The following is a 20,195-nucleotide window of genomic DNA, read 5'->3' as shown; positions in this document are numbered from 1 at the left end:
AGCAGTCGTCCCGCCGGTTCGAGTTTGGCAAACCGGTTGACCAATTGCAAGCCTGAGTGCTCGGCCTCACGGTAGGTTGTCTGCATGCCCGCGTATCCAGGAGATCAATCCGCCGCCATCAGTGCGGCGCTGGGCGCGCTGCCGAGCGGCACGCCGGTCTCCGAGGTCGCGCGCCGTCTTCTCGACCTCTTCACCAGCGGCGATCTCGAGCCGGGCACACGGCTGCCGCCGGAGCGACAGCTCGCCTCGACGCTCGCGGTCGGGCGGTCTGCTGTGCGAGAGGCGCTGGCAGCGCTGGAGATCCTGGGCATCGTCGACGTGCGTCCCGGCTCCGGCACCTACCTTCGTGGAACGGCCAGCGAACTCCTGCCTCAGACGCTGCGCTGGGGGCTGCTCATCGGCCAGCAGAACACGGAAGAACTGCTCGAGGTGCGCTCCGGCCTCGAGATCTACATCGCGAGACTCGCGGCGATGCGTGATGACACCGAAGGTCGGCAGCGGCTCGATCGCTCGCTCGATCGGATGCGCGACTCGCTGGCCAACCTGCGCGCTTTCGCGAAAGCCGACAGCGAGTTCCACGATGCGCTGGCATCCATCTGCGGCAACGCGCTGCTCTCCGACCTGCTGAACGTGGTCAGATCGCTGCTGCAGGTCTACGCGGACCGGGCGGTGCAGTCAGCGGATGCCGCCGAGACGGCGCTCGCCCAGCACGAGACGATCGCGGCAGCGGTGCGCGCGGGTGATGCCGATGCGGCGGCATCCGCAATGGCGGTGCACATGGCGACGGCGTCCGCACGCATCGCGTCGCGCAGCACCGCCGACGCGGCGGGGTGAGTGGTGTCGAGTGGAGCGGCCCGCCGACCGCTGGGTCAGGCCTTCTCGATGTCCGAGAACAGTCCGGTGAAGGTGACACCGGTGCCCGCCAGCTCTTGGAAGAACGCACCGGCGGCCGGGACCGCGACGGCAGCTGAGGCGTCGTCGTAGCTGTCGAAGTACAGGTCGAGCGTGCGGTGCGCCGGGGTCGGTGTGCCGTCTTCTTTCGGCCAGACCTTCGCGGCCTCGAGTCGGCGCAGTGCCGGCAGCCGGCCTGCAAGCTCCTCGATCTTCGGGTAGGCGCTCTCGAACGCGGCCGGGTCGGCCGGGTTGTCGATGATGAGGGTGATCTTCGTTGCCATGATGCGTTCCTTTTCTCTTGGTCGCTCGAATGGAGCTGGTGGTGGCTTGAGGGTCATGCCGTTGCGTCACGCTTCGCGGAGCGCTGCAGTCGGATGGCCGAGATGAGGAAGAAGATGCCGCCGAGCGTCGCGTAGCCCGCGGGTCCTACCAGGGAGGTGGAGCCGGCGGACATCAGCATGAAGCCGACGCCGGCGAGCACCGAGATGCCTCCGCTGAGGATCATCGGCCACTGGGCGCCCAAGCGGTAGCGCGTGATGGCGACGATCAACTGCACGGCGCCGGCGGTGACGGCCCAGATGCCCCAGACGACCAGCACTGCGGTGACTCCCGCGGTGACGGCGAATCCGAGGGCGATGGCGGCGAGGAGGCTGAGCCCCATGTTCACGAACAGTAGCGGTGCGGACGCAGTCGCACGCGAGGCGCGGTGATCGACGATCGCCGCCACAAGGTCGAAGGCCGGGTAGAGAACCAGGAGGACCGCGCTGAACGGACCGATGGTCGAAGCGGTGAAAGCGACGAGAACAGCCCAGATGATGGCGAACCCGAACCTCACGTAGTAGAGGTTCCGGAGCGCGGCGGCGAACGTCGCCGGCCGTTCTTCTGTTGTGGCGGTTGTCATGCGAGATCCGTTTCTGTCGAGGGCGGTGAGACCGTGTAGAATGACTAGTCACTCTACTTGATGTAACGATAGACAGCGAAGGGTGATCGCCGCAAGTGCCGACGAAGGGAGCATTTATGATCGGGAGCGTGAAAACGTCGATGCGGGAGCTTCTGATCGGCGCGGCAACCGAACTGTTCTACGCCGAGGGGCTCCGCGCTGTCAGCGTCGACAAGGTCATCGAGCGTGCCGGCACCACGAAGGTCACGTTCTATCGGCACTTCAAGAGCAAGGACGACCTGGTCGTCGCGCATCTGCAGCGGCGGGCGGAGCAGGAACGCGATGGCATCGGCGCTGCGATCGCGGCGGCCGACGGCGACGCAGATCGAGTGTTCCAGCTGATCGCGGAGGAGCTGGGCGTGCTGGCATGCGGGCAGGGATTCCGCGGATGCCCGTTCATCAACGCCGCCGCCGAGTATCCCGACCCGGCCAGTGCGGTACGCAAGACGGTCGACGAGCACCGAGCGTGGTGCAAGAGCACCTTCGAGAACATCGTGCGGCCTCTCGGCCTCGACGACCCCCGCGGCGTCGCCGACGACCTCATGCTCATCCGCGACGGAGCGATGGTCGCCGGCTACCTCGACGAACCGGATGCCGTCGCAGCGTCGTTCCTGCGAAGCGCCCGGGCGCTGACGCGCACGAGCGTCCCGGCCTGATCGACCCGGCCTGATCGGCCGGCCGAACCGACGTCGAGGGTTACAGCGACGCCATGGCGAGACCTGCGGCCGCGGCGAGCACGGTGAGCACGAGCATCCCGAGGCTGTTCAGTACGGATGCCACTCCCTTGCGCTCGATCACCAGCCTGGCGGTCTCGAAGCTGGCGGTGGAGAACGTGGTGTAGCCGCCGAGGAACCCAGTGCCGAGCACCACGCGCCAGTCCGTCGGCACTGCGTGGAACAGCACGATGCCGGTGAGCACGCCGAGCAGCAGAGAGCCGCTGACGTTGATGATCATGGTGCCCGAGGGGACGACCCAGCGCAGCCGGCCGCGCAGCGTGCCGTCGAGCACGAAACGGGCGACTGCGCCCACGCCGCCGCTGACGGCCACGAGTGCGGCGATAGCGGCCGGGTTCATCGTGCGCCCTTGCTCTGCGCCGATCGTGGCCGGGTGATCGCGCCGCCGAGCGCGATGCCGCCGAGGGATGCCCCGAGTCCGACGACGAGCGTGCCGATCGCGTAACCCGCGCCCAGCCATCCGCTTCCGCCGCCGAAGAGCTGTGTCGTCTCGACGGCGAGCGAGCTGTACGTGGTGAAGCCGCCCATGAAGCCGGTGCCGATCAGCAGGCGCAGCGTGCGTCCGCGGCGCGATTCGTCACCGCGTCGGGCGAGGCCGCCCAGAAGCGCACCGAGCAGGAACGCGCCGACGACGTTGACGAGCAGCGTGGCGATCGGAAGTCCGCCGATCGGCGGCAGCGCGAGGGCGAGCAGGTAGCGCGCGAGCGTGCCGACGGCGCCCCCAGCGAAGACGACCAGCATCGCTGTGGGACGAAGGTGCAGGGGGCGCGGAGGGCGGGGCATCCGCTCGGGCGACGAGCTCACGCAGCGTCGGGTGCGTCACCGCGGCGAGCCGGGTCGTGGCCCTCGATCGTGTGCGCGACAGGAATGACGACGACCGGCCGTGCCTGGTTGTGGGCGAGGCTGACGGCGATCGATCCTGCGAGGAACTCCTCGAGGCTCGCTCGGAACCCCGGCTTGCGGGTGCCGACGGCGATGACGCGGGCGTTCCGCTCCTCTGCCAGCCTGCCCAACTCGATCGCCGGGTCACCTGCGCGGGCGATGAACTCGGCCGCAAAATCGGCGACAAGACTGCGGATGCGAGCGATCAGGTCGGGATCGAACGTCTCCTCCTGCGTGTCGGCCACGTCGGGATCGAGCGGCATCGACAGCACCGAGCCGTCGGGCAGCGTGCTGATCGAGTACCGAAGGGGCTCGACCGTTGCGAACACCAGCGGTGCACCGAGATCGCGCGCAAGCGCCGCTGCCTCGGTGATCACGACGTCGGGCACGTCGGCGATGACTCCGACGAGGACGGGACGGGCGGATGCCGCATCGCCGCCGGGCTGCGAACCTGCTGCCTCGCTCATGGTTGGCACTATACCGTCGGGCCTTCGGCGCGCGACCTCGCGCGCGCCGCCGCGGTCGGTCGGGCGGATGCCGCGGCGATCTCGGCCAGCAAGCGACGGTCTCCGCGCAGTTCGTACTCGACGTCTGCCGGCACCCAGACGAGTCCGGAGAGCAGCTGGACAACGCTCTCGCCGAAGATCGGCCAGACGCAGCGGTCCGGTCCGTCGTCGACGAGGCCGGCATCCCATCCGCCGAGACGTCCGCGCATGACGTCGATCGGAGTGTGCAGCACGACGTCGACGCGCAGCGGCTCCTTCACGGTGCGGATGCCCGTGCGCACGTACCCCGCAGCGTCGCCTCCCGGTATCTGCCGCGGTTCGAACCGCACCCTGGTGCCGAAGACCCCTGCGATGCGATCGATGCGGAACGTGCGCCAGCCATCGCGATCGCGATCCCACGCAACGAGGAACCAACTGCGGCCGAGCGTCACGACCGCGTGCGGTTCGACGCTGCGATTCGATTGAGTGCCGTCCGCCGCTCGATACCGGAAGCGGATGCGCTCCTGGTCGCGGCAGGCGAGTGCCAGCGTGCCGATCAGCTCGGCGGCGACCGGAACGCCTCTCATCGATGGCGTGTGCATCGTGGCGGAGAGTGCGTTCGTTCGTGCGCGGAGGGCGGGGGGAAGCAATTGCTCGAACTTCGCCAGCGCACTCAGGGTGGTGTTCTCGCCATCCACGAGTCCCTGCGCGACGGCGGAGCGCAGACCGACCGCCACGGTCACGGCTTCCTCCTCGGTGAGCAGCAGCGGCGGGAGATGCGCGCCGGCCTCGAGCCGATACCCGCCGGCGGCACCGCGCGTGGCGTCGATGCGGTAGCCGAGCTCGCGCAGCCGTTCGATGTCGCGCCGCAGCGTGCGCTCGGTGATGTCGAGCCGGGCGGCGAGCCCTGGACCCGGCCACTGGCGGTGGGTCTGCAACAGCGAGAGCAGTTCGAGCACGCGGGATGCGGTGGCGGCCATGCCATCCATTCTCCGATCAATCAGGACGAAATCTGACCTGATTGCTTCGTAGCGTGAGGGTGTCGGTTCGAGTCGCGCCGCGGCATCCGGATCGAGGCGAAACGAAAACGAAAAGGAGAATCCCCATGGACTTCAAGATCGAGCTCATCTTCGTTCCGGTGAGCGATGTCGACCGGGCGAAGCACTTCTACGCAGACCAGCTCGGATTCAATGTCGACTATGACCAGACCGTGAGCGACGAGATCCGCTTCGTGCAGATCACTCCGCCAGGATCGGCGTGCTCGATCGCGTTCGGCAAGGGTCTGACCGAGATGCCCGTCGGCAGCCAGCGGGGTGTGCAGATGGTGATCGACGACGCGGATGCCGCCCGGGAGCAACTCATCGCCAACGGCGTCGACGCGAGCGAGGTGGAGGACCTCGCATGGGGCCGGTTCGTCACGTTCGAGGACCCGGACGGCAACCGGTGGACGCTGCAGCAGATGCCGGTGCGAGGCTGATCGGGCCGCCGCACCGGATATGTCCGCGGCGTCACCCATGTCCTGATTCGCGGTGAACCGCCCCCACTGCGCATCCGCCCTGAGGCTCAAATGGCCGGGGAGCCCCGTGGTACTTTCCCCCTGTGTCCCGTATCGTGGCGGCCGCGCCGGCCGTCCCCGTTCACCGCTATTCGCAGGCGGAGATCACCGGTGTGCTCGAACCATTGCTGACACACGATCCTGGGCGGGCCGCCGTGATGCGGCGCATCCACGCGTCGTCGGGCGTCGAGAACCGCAACCTCGTGATGGAGCTCGACCGGTACTCCGGCCTCGACTCGTTCCACGAAGCCAACGACCTCTTCATCTCGGCGGGCACGGACCTGGCCGAACAGGCGACGAGGGATGCTTTGAGCTCGGCCGGCATCCGCGCCGACGAGGTCGACTTCGTGCTTTTCACCTCGGTGACCGGAGTGGCCGCGCCGTCGATCGACGCGCAGCTGGCGACCCGCGTCGGCATGCGCAGTGACGTGAAGCGGCTGCCGTCGTTCGGCCTCGGATGCGTTGCGGGCGCCGCGGGGCTGGCGCGCGTGCACGACTACCTGGTCGGGCATCCGCACGACGTCGCCGTGCTCGTCTCGGTCGAGTTGTGTTCGCTGACCGTGCAGCTCGGTGACGACTCGATGGCCAACATCGTGGCCAGCGGGCTGTTCGGTGACGGTGCCGCCGCTGTGGTGGTCGTCGGCGATGACTTCGCCGCAGAACGCGGCCTCGACGGCCCGGACGTGATCGATACCCGCAGCAGTCTCTATCCGCAGACCGAGGATGTGATCGGCTGGGACATCGGCGGCAGCGGCTTCCGCATCGTGCTCAGCGCCGGCGTTCCTGACGTGATAGCGAAGCACTTCGCCGGGGATGTTCACGCGCTGCTCGGCGAGCACGGTCTCAGCGTCGGCGACGTGTCGACGTGGCTCGCGCATCCCGGCGGCCCGAAGGTGCTCGAGGCGTTCGCCACGGCCCTCGGACTGACGGATGCCGCACTGGCGCCGAGCTGGCGCGCGCTTGCCGCGACGGGCAACCAGTCGTCGGCCGCGGTGCTGGGCATCCTCGCCGACGCGCTCCGCACCCCTGCGCCGGGGGAGACCGGCCTGCTGTTCGCGCTCGGCCCCGGCGTGACGGCCGAGCTCGTGCTGTTGCGCTGGCCGGAGCATCCTGCCCCGCTGGAGGATGCGTCGGGGAATATCGCCGCGTGATCTGGTACACCGCGTTCATCGTGCTCGTGGGGTTCGAGCGGGTCGCCGAGCTCGTGGTCTCTGCGCGCAACGCCAGGTGGTCGTTCGCGCACGGCGGCAAGGAATACGCCCGCGGGCAGGTGGCGCCGATGATCGTGCTGCACGTCGGGCTGCTCGTAGGTTGCCTCGCCGAGGTCTGGTTCGCCGGCCGCGTCTTCCTGCCGTGGCTGGGCTGGCCGATGCTGGCGCTCGTGCTGCTCGCGAACGCGTTGCGCTGGTGGTGCATCCGCACGCTCGGCCCGCAGTGGAATACGCGTGTCATCGTCGTGCCGGGGCTGAGCGCGGTGACTCGCGGGCCGTACAGGTGGCTGCCGCATCCGAACTATCTGGCCGTCGCGGTCGAGGGTGCCGCTCTGCCGCTGGTGTACACGGGGTGGATCACGGCCATCGCCTTCACGGTGCTGAATGCGGTGTTCCTCGGCGGGTTCCGCATTCCCGCAGAGGAACGCGCGCTGTCGGATCTCGCCACTGCCACTCGACCACCGGGGCGCGGGTGACGCCCGACGTTCAGGTCGCCGTCGTCGGTGGCGGTCCGATCGGGCTGATGACGGCGCTGTTCGCCGCCGACGCAGGGCTCGACGTCGTGGTGATCGAACCGCGCGAGGCGCCGATCGACAAGGCGTGCGGCGAGGGCCTGATGCCGGGCGCGTGGCGACTGCTGCGCCGTCTGGGCCTCGAGCCTCCAGGCGCCGATCTTCTCGGAGTCGCGTATGTGCAGGGTGCGCGGCGCGCAGAACACCGGTTCGAGCGCGGCATCGGCCGTGGCGTGAAGCGCACGACGCTGCATGCCGCGATCGCTGCTCGGGTGGCGGAGCGAGGCATCCGTGTCGTGCGGGGTCGAGCGGATGCCATCACCCAGCACGACTCGTACGTCATTCTGGGCGGTCCAGGCCTCGAGACTCTGACAGCCGCGCACGTGGTCGGCGCCGACGGGCTGCACTCGCGTGTGCGGGAGCTCGTCGGGCTCGGTGCGGGGCCGCAGCGGGCATCCCGCCGCCGATTCGGAGTGCGCAGGCACTACGCGCTGGCGCCGTGGAGCGATCTGATCGAGGTGCGCTGGACGCCGAGCGCCGAGTTCTACGTCACGCCACTCGGACCCGACCTCGTCGGACTCGCGTTGCTCGGTCGTCGGGGTGCGAGCTTCGAGTCGGCGCTCGCCGACGAGCCAGAGCTGGCCGAGCGGATCGGAGCGGACGCTGATGGCGAGTCTCCCGCCCAGGTCGGCCACGTGCGCGGTGCCGGGCCTCTACAGCAGCGCACGCGTGCTCGCACGGCGGGCCGGGTGCTGCTGGTCGGCGACGCGTCCGGATACGTCGACGCGCTCACCGGTGAGGGGCTACGGCTCGGAATCGCGCAGGCCGAAGCGGCCGTCGCGGCGGTCGTGGCAGAGGACCCGCGAGGTTACGAGCGGGAGTGGACGCACATCACGCGGGATTTCCGCATGCTGACCGGCGGGCTGGTCACGGCTGCCGGATCGCCGCTGCGAACGGCGATCGTGCCGACGGCCGTTCGGCTGCCGCGGGTGTACGCGGGAATAGTCGAGCGCTTGGCCCGCTGAGCTCATCGCTGGTCGAGTAGCGAGGGTGACCAGCGGGGCGGGCGGTCAGCTCAAGAGCAGGGTGCGCAGCTGGTCGGCCGAGTGCACGATGGCGGTGGCGCCGACGGCCTCGACCGGTGATCCGTAGCCCCACTCGACGAGCACGACAGGGATGCCGTTCGCCTCAGCGCCGAGCACGTCGTGGCCGCGGTCGCCCACCATCACGAGGTTCGAGGTGTCGACGCCGTGGGCATCCAGCTGCTCGCGCACCCATCTGATGACCTCGGCCTTGCTGTTGCGGGTGCCGTCGTCGCCTGCGGCGCCGATGACATCGAAGTAGGGCAGCAGGCCGAAGTGCTCGATGATGCGGGTGGCGCGGCTGACGGGCTTGCTCGTCGCCAGCGCGATCGGGATGCCGGCATCCTGCAGCGCGCGAAGCACTCCGAGCATGCCGGGGAACACGGCGTTGTCGTGCAGGTCGGTGAAGTCGGCGCGCGCACGGTAGGCGGCGGTGGCTCTTACGGCCTCGTCGTCGTCGAGGCCCAGTGCACTGAACGTCTCGGTGAGAGGCGGCCCGACGTGAGCGGTCAGGGAGTCGGGGTCATCGACGGGTCGGCCGATCTCCTCCAGTGCGCCGGCGAGCGATGCGGTGATGCCGGGGGCGGAGTCGGTCAGGGTGCCGTCGAGGTCGAACAGCACAGCGGACCACGCTCTGGTGGTCTGGGGGGACTGTTCGCTCATGATGGAAGTCGGGATACTCATGGCCCGGCCATGTTACGACCTTTTCACGAGAGTCAGGTCAACGTCGTTGTCGAGCCGGCATCGGCTAGCGGTGGCGACCGGCCACGGATGAATCATGGACGCCCGTCCATTCGCAAACAAGTTCACTAATTCGCAGAAGTCGTATCGAATTCACCGGTGTATTCGCCGTGTGGAGGAATCGAATATCCACATTGTCTGCCGATGACTTTCGCAATTGCCCGTGCATTCCGTAGGGTTGAGTCATGGCAAAGAAAACCACTGTGGTCTTGGTCGACGATATCGACGGCATCGAAATCGAGAACGGAAAGGGCGAGACCGTCTTTTTCGCCCTTGACGGCATCTCCTATGAGATCGATCTGACCGACGCGAACGCGAGCGCCTTGCGCGCCGCCGTTCAGCGCTATGTCGACGCCGGTCGGCGCACCGCGCGCGGCACCCGTCCCGGGCTCGCTACCGGGCGCACCGCTCGCACGTCTTCGAAGGAAGACCTCGGTGCCGCACGCGAATGGCTTCGCGCGAAGGGCCACAAGGTCTCGGACCGGGGCCGCATTCCCGCGGTGCTTCTCGAGGAATACCGCGCAAGCAACTGAATCGACGGCCGCGCTTCGACGCTCTGCATTCGTCGCGCGCTCCTCATTAGTTGACGAGAAGCTCGCGGCAGTAGCGCGAACCAGTCGTCAGAAGAGCGTCGGAACTCCGCTGTCGACGCCTTTCATCGCGTCGTAGTCGAGTACGAGACAACGGATGCCCCTATCTTCGGCGAGCGTGCGCGCCTGCGGTTTGATCTCCTGGGCAGCGAACACCCCGGTGACTGGTGAGAGCAGCGGATCGCGGTTCATGAGTTCGAGATACCGCGTCAGCTGCTCGACGCCGTCGATGTCGCCGCGGCGCTTCAACTCGATGGCCACGGAGCGTCCGTCGCCGTCCCTGGCGAGGATGTCCACCGGCCCGATCGCCGTCATGTACTCGCGCCGCACGAGCGTGTGGCCATCACCCAGCAGTCCGAGCTGCTCGGCAAGCAGCTTCTGCAGGTGAGCCTCGACGCCGTCCTTCTGCAGTCCAGGGTCGATGCCGAGTTCGTGGCTGGAATCGTGCAGCACCTCGTGCACGCTCACGATGAGACGGTCGGAGGTCTTCGTGTGGGTGACGGTCCAGATCTCAGTGGCACCGGCATCCGTCTGCACATCGTCCGGCTCGGAGACCGCGAAGGTGCAGGGCGGGCTCATCCAGTTCAGCGGCTTGTACGAACCGCCGTCGGAGTGCACGAGCAGGCTGCCGTCGGCCTTGATCACGAGTAGCCGGGTGGCCAGAGGAAGGTGGGCGCTCAGGCGTCCCGCATAGTCCACCGAACACCGGGCAACAACCAATCGCACCCGTCGAGGCTATCCGATGCCGGCGACGTGTCGGCGTTCCCATCCTGCGAACGCCGCTCGGGCGGTCGTCCGGGTCGGAGGGCGGCTCAGGCGGGGTCGTGCTGGGGGTCGGGCTGCGGCATCCGCTCGGCGAGCCTGGGCTCTCGGTGGCGGAGCGCCGGTGCGCAGAAGAACGCCGCGACGAGGAGCACGAGAACCACGTACAGGGCGTTCAGGATGCCGAACTGCTGGCCGAGGAACCCGATGATCGGCGGGCCGGCGAGGAACGCGAGGTAGCCGATCATCGCGACCGCCGCGACCCGAGCCGTCGCGTTCCGTTCGTCGTCGGCCGCTGCGGACATGCCGAGCGGGAACCCCAGCGATGCGCCGAGGCCCCACAGAACCACACCCGCGATGTACGCGCCCGGTGACGGAACGAGGATGAACAGCAGCAGGCCGATGACGCCGAGAGCCGCGGTGATACGAATGGACCAGACCCGTCCGATGCGGTCGACGGCCGGACCGCCGATGAGGCGGCCGACGGTCATGGCAGCGACGAAGACGTCGAGCACGAGCGCGCCCCCTGCATTGTCGAGGCCGTGGCCGTCGACGGAGGCGAGTGCGATCCAGTCGTTCGCGGACCCTTCGGTGAACGCCATGCCGAGCATGACGACGCCGATCAGTACGAGACGCCAGTCAGCCCAGACGACGACCTGCGACTTGACGGTCTCGAGGAAGGTTCGACGGCGCGGACCGACGGCGACGGTGGGGTCGTCGAACGTGTCGAGGGATGCCTTCGCTGCGTCGTCATCGAGAACGTCCTGCGTGTTGGGCACGAACCGCACGGCGACGATGCCCGCGACGATCGTGATCACGGCCATGACGGAGAAGTGCCAGAAGATCGAGATGCCGAGTGCGGCGCAGGCGGCTCCGATGCCGGCTCCCGCCACGGTGCCGATGCTGAAGCAGGCGTGCATCAGCGGCATGATGGTGCGCCCGATGCGCTTCTCGACAGCGGCCGCCGACACGTTCATCATCACGTCGACGGCGCCGTTGCCGAGGCCGAGAAGCGCGAGGCCGACGACCACGACGGGGAAGGACGCGAGCACGGTGGCACCGAAGCCGACAACCGCGAGTCCCAGGCCGGCGGCGATCAACACGATCGTGATGCCGCCCCGCGTGCCGAAGCGCGCCTGGAGCGGTGGCGCGACGGTGAGGCCGACGATGGCGCCGATCGAGACGCCGAGCAGGATCAGCCCGACGACATCCGTCGACAGGTGCAGCGAATCGCGCACGCCTGGCACGCGCGAAACCCAGCTCGAGAGGAAGAGTCCGCTGACGATGAAGACGACGAAAAGCGCGTTGCGCCATGCCTTCAGCTCGGGAGCGACGTTCGGTCGTGCGGTAGTGGGTGCGGTGCGTGCCATCTGTTCGTTCTTGGTCTGCGTCGGGTTGACGGTGCTGGAGGGAGGGCGAGTCGGGCCGCTTCGCCGGCATCCCGAGGCGACCACCGGAACCCTGGTGGTCGCCTCGGGATGGGCGTTGCGGACTGCGCGCGACGCGGCGCCCCCGCCGCATTACTGCGCGAGACGCGATTCATCCGCAACCCACCGGAGGTTGAGCTCATCGTGCCGAGTACACTCGAATCGATTCGATCGCGCCTGTCGCCTAAGCTAGCGAATCGGATGCCCACCGTCAAGGAGGGTGCTCCAGGTGTGCGGCCGGCGCGTTCGCACACACTCCAACCGGTTCCGTTGACGCCCTCGAGCTCGCGGAATCGGCACCCATGCACGAGGCTGGTGATCGCCGCCCGATCCCGGTCTCAGAAAGGGAGTCGGATGCCCGATCACGATTCCAGCCGCCCGACTCTCGCCGACGTCGCGGCACGCGCCGGCGTCTCGGCGTCGACCGCCTCCCTCGCGTTCAGCGGCTCCGGCCCCGTGGCCGACGCCACGAAGGAGCGAGTGCTTGCTGCGGCTCGCGAACTGCACTACGCCGGCCCCGACCCTCGGGCGCGATCGTTACGTCGCGGCCGGTCGGGGATCATCGGCGTCGTGATCGAGGAGCGGGTGCGAGAGGCGTTCCGCGACCCGATCCAGATCGCCCAGTTCGACGGCATCGCCGAGGAGATCGGCCGAATCGATGCTGCGCTCCTGATTCTCGCGGCGTCCGGGCCGGCCCAACAGCTCGCCGGCGTGAAGGCCATGCCCGTGCAGCCCGCACACCCGGTCACGGTCGAAGATGCGCCGATGGATGCCGCCGTGCTGATGGGATGCACCCCTCGGCTCGCAGACAGCATCTCGGCACTGCGTGACAGGGGACTGCCCGTCGTGGCCATCGAGGGCTTCCCGGTCGAGGGGGTGCTCGTCATCGAGCAGGACAACCGCGACGCGACGGAACGCGGCGCACAGCACCTGCGGCAGCTCGGGCACGGGCGGGTCGGCATCGTCACGCTTCCGCTCGATGCAGCACACCACAGGGGTCTCGTCACCGACGAGCTTCTCGCGATCAGTTCCTCGGCGACCGCCCTGCAGCGCCTGGAGGGCGCGAGGGCCGTGTTCCCGGATGCCGTCGCCCACGCCGCTGCCGGAAGCTTCGTCGACGAGGGTGTGCGTGCGGCGCGGGAGATGCTGTCCGGCCCTGCGGACGAGCGCCCCACCGCGATCATCGCGCAGAGCGACCTGCTCGCCGCCGGCGTGATCCGGGGCGCGGAGGAGCTCGGCATCAAGGTTCCCGACGAGCTGAGCGTGATCGGATTCGACGGCGTGCGCGTCGACGGCCTCTGGCCGTACGAGCTGACGACGCTCGAGCAGCCGGCCTACGAGAAGGGTCGAGCAGCAGGCAGGGCCATCGTGCGGATGCTCGAGGGCCGCGAGGCCGAGTCCGTCTCCTTCACGAGCGTGCTGCGCGTCGGCAACACCACGGCTCCGCCGCCGTCTGCCCCGATCGCCTGATGCTCAGGGGGCGGGGCGCACCGCGCCTGCCACCATCCAGCGGTGGCCGTGGGCGCGCAGTCCGAGCGTGACGGCGCGGGCGCCGAGATACCCCAGACCGAAGGCGAGCGTCAGCCAGCCGAGCGAGGCCGCGCCGCCACCGCCGAAGGCGAGGGCCAGCCACGCCAGCGGAGCGAACACCGCGAGGTTCGCCAGGCCGGTGACGGCGAGGTAGCGGGCATCCCCGGCACCGATCAGCACCCCGTCGAGCACGAACACATAGCCGCCGAGCGGGGTCGTCGCTCCGATGATCGCGAGCGGCACGGGAAGAATCTGCAGCACGGCGGGATCGCTGGTGAACACCCAGCCGAGCACAGGGCTCAGCGCGATCAGCACAATGCCGAACACGGCCCCGCCGCCGACGCCCCACCAGAGGCAGCGGTGCAGAACGGCACGAACGGCATCCAGATCGCCTCGGCCCAGGTCGCGTCCGACGAGCGCTTGCGCAGCGATCGCCAGCGCGTCGAGGGCGAGCGCGACCGCGTTGTAGACCGCCATCGTCACCTGCCATCCGGCGAGGGCGTCGGCCGAGATGCCGGTGGCGAGGAACACCGCCAAGAGGATCGCGACGCGCAGGCTGGCCGTGCGCAGGAACAGCCACCATCCGGCGCCCGACAGCCCGCGGATGCCCGCCGGCCTCACCCCCAGCCGCGCCCCGACCCGCCGGGCGTGCCGCACCGCGACGACGAGGTAGGCGGCCGCCATGCCCCACTGCGCGATCACCGTTCCGGTCGCCGATCCGACGATGCCGAGTCCCACGCCATAGATCAACAGCGCGTTGAGCGCGATGTTCGCGGCGAACCCCGCGGATGCCACGACCAGCGGCGTGCGCGTGTCCTGCAGCCCCCGGAGCAGCCCGGCCGCCGCGAACACGATGAGCATGGCAGGGAGCCCGGCCATCGATATGGCGAGGTAGGCGGATGCCTGCGCCGAGACATCCTGAGCCGCCCCGAACAGCGAGACCAGCCACGGCGTCGCGAAGACGCCGGCGATCGCCAGGATCGCGCCGATGCCGAGCGCCAGCCACAGTCCGTCGATGCCCGCCTCGACCGCTTCGCGCGATTGCCCTGCGCCAAGGCGCCTGGCGACGGCCGGCGTCGTTCCGTAGGCGAGGAACACCATGAGGCCGACGATCGTCTGCAGCAGGGCGCCGGCGATGCCGAGAGCGGCGAGTGGAGTGGCGCCGAGGTGTCCGACCAGGGCGGAGTCGGCCAGCAGGAAGAGCGGCTCTGCGACGAGAGCACCGAATGCGGGGATCGCGAGCCGCATGATCTCGCGGTCGACGGCGCGGCGGGGCATCCTTCGAACGTAGTGGCCCCTGCCGCCCGCAGCGGTCGTACTTTTTCAGGCCGATGGCTCGCCAGGGGGCTACTTTTGTAGACGGCTGGTCGCCACAGCCCGAACACGACCGGTGGCGGGTCGCGATGCGCCGGGTGGCCGGGGCCTCGGGTGGAGGTGGTCTGGGGCGGTCGTCAGGATTCCGTTAGGATAATTCACAAATTTGTGAAATGGGCGTAGCGTCTCGCTCATGACCTCAGTAATAGAAACCCGCGGCCTGCAGAAACGCTTCGGCCGCGTCCACGCTCTCGACGGTCTCGACCTCTCGGTTGCCGAGGGCGAGGTGCACGGCTTCCTCGGGCCGAACGGCGCCGGCAAGTCGACGACGATCAGGGTGCTGCTCGGCCTGATCCGCTCCAGCGGCGGTGAGGCACGCGTGTTCGGCGACGACCCGTGGGGCAAGGCGAGCCGCCTGCACCAGGGCATCGCCTACGTGCCGGGCGACGTCGCGCTCTGGCCCAACCTGTCGGGCGGCGAGACCATCGACCTCATCGCACGGCTCCGCGGTGCCGACACCGGAACCGGCGAGTACCGGCAGCGCCGCGCCAGGCTGGTCGAGGCGTTCCAGTTCGATCCGCGCAAGAAGGCAGCGACCTACTCCAAGGGCAACCGGCAGAAGGTCTCGCTGATCGCGGCGTTCGCCGTTCCGGCGCGCCTGTACATCCTCGACGAGCCGACCAGTGGCCTCGACCCCGTGATGGAGGCCGTCTTCTCCGAGGAGGTGACGCGCATTCGAAAGAAGGATGGCGCGAGCATCCTGCTCTCCAGCCACATCCTCTCCGAGGTGGAGGCGCTCTGCGACCGGGTGACGATCATCCGGGCCGGCAAGGCGGTCGAGTCCGGCAGTCTCGCCGAGCTGCGGCACCTGACGCGCACGGAGGTGTCGTTCGCGGCGGACGGCGTGAGCGTCGCGGCGGTCGAGGCGATCCCGTCTGCGCACGACGTGGTCGAGGCATCCGATCGCATCCACTTCACGGTGGACAGCTCGGATGTCGCGTCGACGCTCCCGGGCCTCGGCGCGCTCGGCGTGCAGGGGCTGACCATCACCCCCCCGTCTCTCGAGGAGCTCTTCCTTCGCCACTACGGCGACGAGATCACCGCGGCCGACAGTTCGCTCGTGCAGGTGTCGCGATGAGCGCCACCGCAACGCTGCTGCGGTTCCGATTGCGCAGGGACCGCGTGCTGATGCCCGTCTGGGTCGTCGTGATGGCGTTCAGCGTGCTGTTCGTCGCCGCGGCGCTCTCGTCGACGTACAACACGGAATCGCTGCGTACCGCGGTGATCCGTCTCGCCGCAGCAGACCCGACCCTGCTGGCTCTGCGCGGGGATCCCGACGGCGCGTCGGCAGGCGCGTTCTTCGTCATGGAGATCGGGGCCTACCTCGGCATCCTCGTCGGGTTCATGAACACGTTCCTCGCCGTGCGGCACACCAGGGCCGATGAGCAGGCCGGACGTACCGAGCTCGTGCTCGCCACCCGGGCATCCCGAGGGTCGATGACCGTGTCGACGCTCGTGCTCGCCGTGCTGGCGAACGTCGGCGTCGGACTCTTCGGAGCTCTCGCGGCGATCGCGACCGGCTATGACGGTTACGGTTCCATCGTGCTCGGCTGGTCGTTGGCCACGACCGGTCTGGCGTTCTTCGGAATCGGCCTGCTGTTCGCGCAGATCTTCTCGACCTCGCGCGCGGCGAACGGGTGGGGCACCGCCGCGATCGGACTGTTCTGGGTGATCGCCGCCGCGGGCAATGCGGCGGGCACGGTTTCGGGCGACGGGCTGCACGTCACGCCAGGCGCCGCGATCTGGTTCAGCCCGATCGGCTGGGGGCTGCGCACGCTTCCGTTCACGCAGAACCTGTGGTGGCCGGGGCTGCTCAGCCTCGCGCTCGGCGCCGTTCTCGTCGTGATCGCCTGGATGCTTCAGGGCGCGCGCGACACCGGCGCCGGCCTGGTCGCCTCCCGGCTCGGCCGGGCGACGGGGTCGTCGGCCCTGCGCGGCCCGATCGGGCTCGCCTGGCGTCTGCAGCGAGGCTCGATCATCGGGTGGGGCATCGGCGCCGTGCTCGGAGCCGCCGCAATCGGCGGACTGGGCAAGACGCTGAACGACAGCATCAGCAAGAACCCTGACGTTTCGAAGGCCATCGAGGAGATGGGAACCGGCAAGGGCACGGTGTTCGAGGTGTTCGTCGGCGTGATGATCGCGCTGATCGGGCTGGTGGTTGCGGGCGCCGCCGTGCAGACCGCGATGCGACTTCGGCAGGAAGAGGCCGCCACCACGGCGGAGACCGTTCTGGCGACGCCCGTATCGCGACTGCGCTGGTTCGTGTCGTACGTGGTGGTCGGGCTGGTGGCATCCGCCGTCATCCTGGTGCTCGCCGGCCTCGTGGCAGGAGGCACCCTGGCGAACATCGACGGCGACCTGTTCGGGCAGACCATGGTGCTGGCCATCGCCCAGTTGCCGGCCGTCGCGGTGTACATGGGCGTGACGGCTCTGGTGTTCGCCGTGCTGCCGAAGCTGACCATCGCGGTCGGATGGATCGTGTTCGGCATCGGGCTCGTGCTCGGCGAGTTCGGCAGCCTGCTCAACCTTCCCGACTGGGTGCGACAGATCGCTCCGACGGCGCACACTCCGGTGCCGCCGCTCGCATCGGCGGACTGGAGCGGTACCTGGTGGCTCATCGCGATCGCCATCGTCGCATTCGTCGCGGCGGGGGCGATCTTCACCCGGCGCGGACTCGTATCGAACGGCTGATCGCGCGTCGCGAGGCGCCGCAAACGGTCCGGCGGCGAGGGGTGCCGCCGGACCGGCAGAATAGAGGGGGAGGAAACGTGGCGCGAGACGAGCAGCAGGTGCGCGAGTATGTCGAACGCGCCGCCGCGCTGCTGACCGGCGCCGGATTTCCCCGCATGCCGGCTCGCGTGCTCATGACTCTCACGGCGGCGGAGACCGGCCTGACGGCAGCCGAACTCGCCGACCGGCTGGATGCCAGTGCCGCCGCCGTCTCCGGCGCCGTGCGCTACCTGCAGACCCTCGCGATGCTCAACCGGGTGTCGATTCCCGGTAGCAGACGCGATCTCTACGTGCTGCCTCACAACGCCTGGTATGCCGCATCGATGGCCGAGGGCCGCATCTTCGATGCGATGGTCACGATGAGCGAGGCCGCTGTCGACTCGGTGGGCGGCCTCGAATCGGATGCCGGCCAGCGCGTGCAAGAAATGGCCGACTTCATGCGGTTCATCCAGCATCGCTTGCCGGAACTTCTCGGCGAGTGGGACGAGCAGGTCAGGCAGGAGCGCGAGCAGCGCAAGGCTGCCGGCGAATCCAACGTGGATTAGCGGCTGATAAGCGCGGCGCAAGCGTTCCGGCGGGTTCAGAGTCTGCCGAGAATGCGAAGAGAGCCACGCCTTAGGCTTGAACACATGAGCGACGCGGTGCAGCAGCCTGATGACAACACCGAGCCCGAGGTGTCACGAAGCGGTTCGGAATCGCCGGCCTCCGGCATCCTGATCGAAGAGCTCGACGCGAGCGTTCGGCCGCAGGACGACCTCTTCAGGCACGTGAACGGCAAGTGGCTCTCCCGAACCGAGATTCCGGCCGACAAGGCGAGGTGGGGCTCGTTCATGGTGCTCGCCGAGCAGTCCGAGAAGGCGGTCAGCGAGATCATCGACGACGCGAAAGATGCCGAAGAGGGCACTGAGGCGCGCAAGTTCGGCGACCTGTTCAGAAGCTTCATGGACACCGATCGTGTCGAGGCGCTCGGGGCGGCTCCCGTGCAGTCGCGTCTGGCGCTCGCCGGCAACGTCAGCTCCGTTCCCGGCCTGCTCGAGACGATCGGACGTCTCGAGAAGAGCGGACTGAGCGGGTTCTATCAGCTGTTCGTCGACAACGATCCTGGTAACCCCGATCGCTACCTGGTGTTCTTCGAGCAGGGCGGCATCTCGCTGCCCGACGAGAGCTATTACCGCGAGGAACGGTTCGCGGCCGTGCGCGACGCGTTCGTCGCGCACGTGCAGCGCATGTTCGAGCTGGCGGACATCACGGATGCCCCGCGCCGCGCGCAGAACGTGCTGGACCTCGAGACGAAGATCGCCGAGCAGCATTGGGACAACGTCGCCAGCCGCGACAGCGAGAAGACCTACAACCTCTTCGGTTGGCGCGACGCGATCTCGTGTGCTCCCGGTGTCGACCTCGACATCTGGGCGAAGGCGCTGGGCGCGCCGGATGGCGCGTTCGACGAGGTCGTGCTGCGTCAGCCCGGATTCACCGCTGGGCTCGCGGCGCTGTTCACCGAGCACAGGCTGCCGCAGTGGCGCGACTGGCTGAAGTGGCGCGTGCTGCACGATGCTGCGCCGTACCTCAGTGGCGACTTCGTGAACGCGAACTTCGACTTCTACGGGCGCACGCTCACCGGCACGCCCCAGATCAGGGAGCGGTGGAAGCGTGGCGTCTCGCTCGTCGAGGGCGCGATGGGCGAGGCCGTCGGCCGCGTGTACGTCGAGCGGAACTTTCCGCCGGAGTCGAAGCGGCGCATGGACATCCTGGTCGGCAACCTCATCGAGGCGTACCGGCAGTCCATCGGCAAGCTGGAGTGGATGGGGGAGCGCACCAGGAATCGTGCGCTCGAGAAGCTCGAGAAGTTCACGCCGAAGATCGGCTACCCGGTGAAGTGGCGGGATTACTCGGGACTACTGGTCGACCCCACCGATCTGATCGGCAATGTGCGACGGGCAGCGGAGTTCGAGTTCCACCGCGAGCTCGGCAAGATCGGCAAACCGATCGACCGCGACGAGTGGTTCATGACCCCTCAGACCATCAATGCCTACTACAACCCGGGTTTCAACGAGATCGTGTTCCCCGCGGCCATCCTTCAGTTCCCGTTCTTCGACCCGGCGCGCGACGACGCCGCCAACTACGGAGCGATCGGTGCGGTGATCGGGCACGAGATCGGTCACGGCTTCGATGACCAGGGCTCGAAGTTCGACGGCGACGGCAAACTTCAGGACTGGTGGACTCAGGCGGACCGCAGAGCGTTCGAGAAGCGCACCAGCGCGCTCATCGAGCAGTACAACGCGCTCGCGCCCGCTCAGGTGCCCGACCATCACGTGAACGGTGCACTGACCATCGGAGAGAACATCGGCGATCTCGGCGGCCTCGGCATCGCGTGGAAGGCGTACCTGATCTCCCTCGACTCATCGATGGGGTCCGGACTGGCCGCGGTCGAGCCAGAGGTCATCGACGGGCTGACGGGTGCCGAGCGGTTCTTCCTCTCCTGGGCGCAGGCCTGGCAGCAGAAGGCACGCGACGCCGAGGTCGTCCGTCTGCTCGCGATCGACCCGCACTCGCCGAACGAGTTCCGTTGCAACCAGATCGTGCGCAACATCGACGCGTTCTACGACGCGTTCGAGGTGCAGAAAACGGATGCCGCCTGGCTCGATCCGGAGCGCCGCGTCACCATCTGGTGACAGTGCTCGGCGAACGCATCGCCTACCCATCACCGGCGCATCGTCGTACGTCGTGAGCATCCTCCTGCGCGTGG

General features: G+C 68.5%; 22 protein-coding genes. 12 read left to right on the top strand and 10 right to left on the bottom strand.

Going from position 1 to position 20,195, the window contains the following annotated elements; translation table 11 throughout:
- The first annotated feature begins 84 nt into the window (after positions 1–84).
- Positions 85–834, top strand: a complete 750-nt coding sequence (locus tag MJ603_RS00385) for a FadR/GntR family transcriptional regulator (RefSeq protein WP_243061690.1) — start codon at positions 85–87, stop codon at positions 832–834.
- 35 nt (positions 835–869) lie between these two features.
- Here the strand turns inward: MJ603_RS00385 and MJ603_RS00380 are convergent, their stop codons facing one another.
- Both MJ603_RS00380 and MJ603_RS00375 read right to left on the bottom strand, forming a co-directional pair.
- Positions 870–1,175 carry an EthD family reductase gene (locus MJ603_RS00380; protein ID WP_243061689.1) on the bottom strand — a complete coding sequence of 102 codons (306 nt, stop codon included), beginning with the start codon at positions 1,173–1,175 and terminating at the stop codon, positions 870–872.
- 53 nt (positions 1,176–1,228) lie between these two features.
- Entirely contained in the window at positions 1,229–1,795 is a 567-nt protein-coding gene (locus tag MJ603_RS00375) for a hypothetical protein (protein WP_243061688.1), read from the bottom strand.
- Positions 1,796–1,923: 128 nt separating this feature from the next.
- Here MJ603_RS00375 and MJ603_RS00370 point away from each other — a divergent pair, with 128 nt between their 5' ends.
- Positions 1,924–2,490: a TetR/AcrR family transcriptional regulator gene (locus tag MJ603_RS00370; protein ID WP_243061687.1), complete on the top strand. Its 567-nt coding sequence runs from the start codon at positions 1,924–1,926 to the stop codon at positions 2,488–2,490.
- Between the two features lie 40 nt (positions 2,491–2,530).
- Here the strand turns inward: MJ603_RS00370 and crcB are convergent, their stop codons facing one another.
- The 4 genes from crcB to MJ603_RS00350 are packed head-to-tail and all read right to left on the bottom strand — an operon-like array spanning position 2,531 to position 4,915.
- Positions 2,531–2,908 carry a fluoride efflux transporter CrcB gene (crcB, locus tag MJ603_RS00365; RefSeq protein ID WP_243061686.1) on the bottom strand — a complete coding sequence of 126 codons (378 nt, stop codon included), beginning with the start codon at positions 2,906–2,908 and terminating at the stop codon, positions 2,531–2,533.
- Positions 2,905–3,372 (bottom strand): CrcB family protein, encoded by a 468-nt coding sequence (locus tag MJ603_RS00360; protein ID WP_243061685.1) that lies wholly within the window; start codon positions 3,370–3,372, stop codon positions 2,905–2,907. The genes crcB and MJ603_RS00360 overlap by 4 nt, the downstream gene beginning before the upstream one ends.
- A complete protein-coding gene (locus MJ603_RS00355; RefSeq protein ID WP_243061684.1) occupies positions 3,369–3,917 on the bottom strand; it encodes a universal stress protein in 549 nt (182 codons plus the stop codon). Before MJ603_RS00355 ends, MJ603_RS00360 begins: the two co-directional genes overlap by 4 nt.
- Positions 3,918–3,925: 8 nt before the next feature.
- Positions 3,926–4,915, bottom strand: coding sequence for a YafY family protein (locus MJ603_RS00350; RefSeq protein ID WP_243061683.1), 990 nt, complete (start codon positions 4,913–4,915; stop codon positions 3,926–3,928).
- Positions 4,916–5,040: 125 nt separating this feature from the next.
- Here MJ603_RS00350 and MJ603_RS00345 point away from each other — a divergent pair, with 125 nt between their 5' ends.
- The 4 genes from MJ603_RS00345 to MJ603_RS00330 all read left to right on the top strand — a co-directional run bounded on the left by MJ603_RS00345 (position 5,041) and on the right by MJ603_RS00330 (position 8,238).
- Positions 5,041–5,412, top strand: coding sequence for a glyoxalase superfamily protein (locus MJ603_RS00345; RefSeq protein WP_243061682.1), 372 nt, complete (start codon positions 5,041–5,043; stop codon positions 5,410–5,412).
- Positions 5,413–5,534: 122 nt separating this feature from the next.
- Positions 5,535–6,641 (top strand): 3-oxoacyl-[acyl-carrier-protein] synthase III C-terminal domain-containing protein, encoded by a 1,107-nt coding sequence (locus MJ603_RS00340; protein ID WP_243061681.1) that lies wholly within the window; start codon positions 5,535–5,537, stop codon positions 6,639–6,641.
- Positions 6,638–7,177, top strand: coding sequence for an isoprenylcysteine carboxyl methyltransferase family protein (locus MJ603_RS00335; protein WP_243061680.1), 540 nt, complete (start codon positions 6,638–6,640; stop codon positions 7,175–7,177). Before MJ603_RS00340 ends, MJ603_RS00335 begins: the two co-directional genes overlap by 4 nt.
- Positions 7,174–8,238: an NAD(P)/FAD-dependent oxidoreductase gene (locus tag MJ603_RS00330; RefSeq protein WP_243061679.1), complete on the top strand. Its 1,065-nt coding sequence runs from the start codon at positions 7,174–7,176 to the stop codon at positions 8,236–8,238. The genes MJ603_RS00335 and MJ603_RS00330 overlap by 4 nt, the downstream gene beginning before the upstream one ends.
- A 45-nt stretch (positions 8,239–8,283) precedes the next feature.
- On the opposite strand, the gene MJ603_RS00325 is transcribed toward MJ603_RS00330, so the two are convergent.
- The gene (locus MJ603_RS00325) at positions 8,284–8,958 is read right to left on the bottom strand and encodes an HAD hydrolase-like protein (protein WP_243061678.1); all 675 of its coding nucleotides are present in this window, start codon (positions 8,956–8,958) and stop codon (positions 8,284–8,286) included.
- A 263-nt stretch (positions 8,959–9,221) separates the two neighbouring features.
- Here MJ603_RS00325 and MJ603_RS00320 point away from each other — a divergent pair, with 263 nt between their 5' ends.
- Positions 9,222–9,569: an Lsr2 family protein gene (locus MJ603_RS00320; protein WP_243061677.1), complete on the top strand. Its 348-nt coding sequence runs from the start codon at positions 9,222–9,224 to the stop codon at positions 9,567–9,569.
- 87 nt (positions 9,570–9,656) lie between these two features.
- Here the strand turns inward: MJ603_RS00320 and nucS are convergent, their stop codons facing one another.
- Together nucS and MJ603_RS00310 are read right to left on the bottom strand one after the other, a co-directional pair.
- Positions 9,657–10,352 (bottom strand): endonuclease NucS, encoded by a 696-nt coding sequence (gene nucS, locus MJ603_RS00315; protein ID WP_243061676.1) that lies wholly within the window; start codon positions 10,350–10,352, stop codon positions 9,657–9,659.
- 86 nt (positions 10,353–10,438) lie between these two features.
- Positions 10,439–11,758, bottom strand: a complete 1,320-nt coding sequence (locus tag MJ603_RS00310) for an MFS transporter (RefSeq protein WP_243061675.1) — start codon at positions 11,756–11,758, stop codon at positions 10,439–10,441.
- 411 nt (positions 11,759–12,169) lie between these two features.
- On the opposite strand from MJ603_RS00310, the gene MJ603_RS00305 reads away from it, so the two are divergent.
- Positions 12,170–13,285: a LacI family DNA-binding transcriptional regulator gene (locus MJ603_RS00305; RefSeq protein WP_243061674.1), complete on the top strand. Its 1,116-nt coding sequence runs from the start codon at positions 12,170–12,172 to the stop codon at positions 13,283–13,285.
- A 3-nt stretch (positions 13,286–13,288) separates the two neighbouring features.
- On the opposite strand, the gene MJ603_RS00300 is transcribed toward MJ603_RS00305, so the two are convergent.
- On the bottom strand, positions 13,289–14,623 hold the full coding sequence (locus MJ603_RS00300) for an MATE family efflux transporter (protein WP_243061673.1): 1,335 nt from the start codon (positions 14,621–14,623) through the stop codon (positions 13,289–13,291).
- A gap of 229 nt (positions 14,624–14,852) precedes the next feature.
- Here MJ603_RS00300 and MJ603_RS00295 point away from each other — a divergent pair, with 229 nt between their 5' ends.
- The 4 genes from MJ603_RS00295 to MJ603_RS00280 all read left to right on the top strand — a co-directional run bounded on the left by MJ603_RS00295 (position 14,853) and on the right by MJ603_RS00280 (position 20,121).
- Complete coding sequence (locus tag MJ603_RS00295; RefSeq protein ID WP_243061672.1) at positions 14,853–15,797, top strand: ABC transporter ATP-binding protein; 945 nt, start codon at positions 14,853–14,855, stop codon at positions 15,795–15,797.
- Positions 15,794–17,410, top strand: coding sequence for an ABC transporter permease (locus MJ603_RS00290; RefSeq protein WP_243061671.1), 1,617 nt, complete (start codon positions 15,794–15,796; stop codon positions 17,408–17,410). The genes MJ603_RS00295 and MJ603_RS00290 overlap by 4 nt, the downstream gene beginning before the upstream one ends.
- Positions 17,411–17,487: 77 nt before the next feature.
- Positions 17,488–17,994, top strand: a complete 507-nt coding sequence (locus MJ603_RS00285; protein WP_243061670.1) for a GbsR/MarR family transcriptional regulator — start codon at positions 17,488–17,490, stop codon at positions 17,992–17,994.
- Between the two features lie 84 nt (positions 17,995–18,078).
- Positions 18,079–20,121 carry a M13 family metallopeptidase gene (locus MJ603_RS00280; protein WP_243061669.1) on the top strand — a complete coding sequence of 681 codons (2,043 nt, stop codon included), beginning with the start codon at positions 18,079–18,081 and terminating at the stop codon, positions 20,119–20,121.
- The last annotated feature ends 74 nt before the right edge of the window (positions 20,122–20,195 follow it).

The organism is Humibacter sp. RRB41, assembly GCF_022761015.1.
In the GTDB taxonomy this organism is placed as follows: domain Bacteria; phylum Actinomycetota; class Actinomycetes; order Actinomycetales; family Microbacteriaceae; genus Humibacter.
The sequence above is the reverse complement of the archived record's forward strand: the minus strand, read 5'-3'. Positions and strand labels throughout refer to the sequence as shown.

Coding starts and splice junctions, on each gene's coding strand:
- MJ603_RS00385 (WP_243061690.1), top strand. CDS start 85: ATGCCCGCGTATCCAGGAGATCAATCCGCCGCCATCAGTGCGGCGCTG.
- MJ603_RS00380 (WP_243061689.1), bottom strand. CDS start 1,175: ATGGCAACGAAGATCACCCTCATCATCGACAACCCGGCCGACCCGGCC.
- MJ603_RS00375 (WP_243061688.1), bottom strand. CDS start 1,795: ATGACAACCGCCACAACAGAAGAACGGCCGGCGACGTTCGCCGCCGCG.
- crcB (WP_243061686.1), bottom strand. CDS start 2,908: ATGAACCCGGCCGCTATCGCCGCACTCGTGGCCGTCAGCGGCGGCGTG.
- MJ603_RS00355 (WP_243061684.1), bottom strand. CDS start 3,917: ATGAGCGAGGCAGCAGGTTCGCAGCCCGGCGGCGATGCGGCATCCGCC.
- MJ603_RS00350 (WP_243061683.1), bottom strand. CDS start 4,915: ATGGCCGCCACCGCATCCCGCGTGCTCGAACTGCTCTCGCTGTTGCAG.
- MJ603_RS00345 (WP_243061682.1), top strand. CDS start 5,041: ATGGACTTCAAGATCGAGCTCATCTTCGTTCCGGTGAGCGATGTCGAC.
- MJ603_RS00325 (WP_243061678.1), bottom strand. CDS start 8,958: ATGAGCGAACAGTCCCCCCAGACCACCAGAGCGTGGTCCGCTGTGCTG.
- MJ603_RS00320 (WP_243061677.1), top strand. CDS start 9,222: ATGGCAAAGAAAACCACTGTGGTCTTGGTCGACGATATCGACGGCATC.
- MJ603_RS00310 (WP_243061675.1), bottom strand. CDS start 11,758: ATGGCACGCACCGCACCCACTACCGCACGACCGAACGTCGCTCCCGAG.
- MJ603_RS00305 (WP_243061674.1), top strand. CDS start 12,170: ATGCCCGATCACGATTCCAGCCGCCCGACTCTCGCCGACGTCGCGGCA.
- MJ603_RS00300 (WP_243061673.1), bottom strand. CDS start 14,623: ATGCCCCGCCGCGCCGTCGACCGCGAGATCATGCGGCTCGCGATCCCC.
- MJ603_RS00295 (WP_243061672.1), top strand. CDS start 14,853: ATGACCTCAGTAATAGAAACCCGCGGCCTGCAGAAACGCTTCGGCCGC.
- MJ603_RS00290 (WP_243061671.1), top strand. CDS start 15,794: ATGAGCGCCACCGCAACGCTGCTGCGGTTCCGATTGCGCAGGGACCGC.
- MJ603_RS00280 (WP_243061669.1), top strand. CDS start 18,079: ATGAGCGACGCGGTGCAGCAGCCTGATGACAACACCGAGCCCGAGGTG.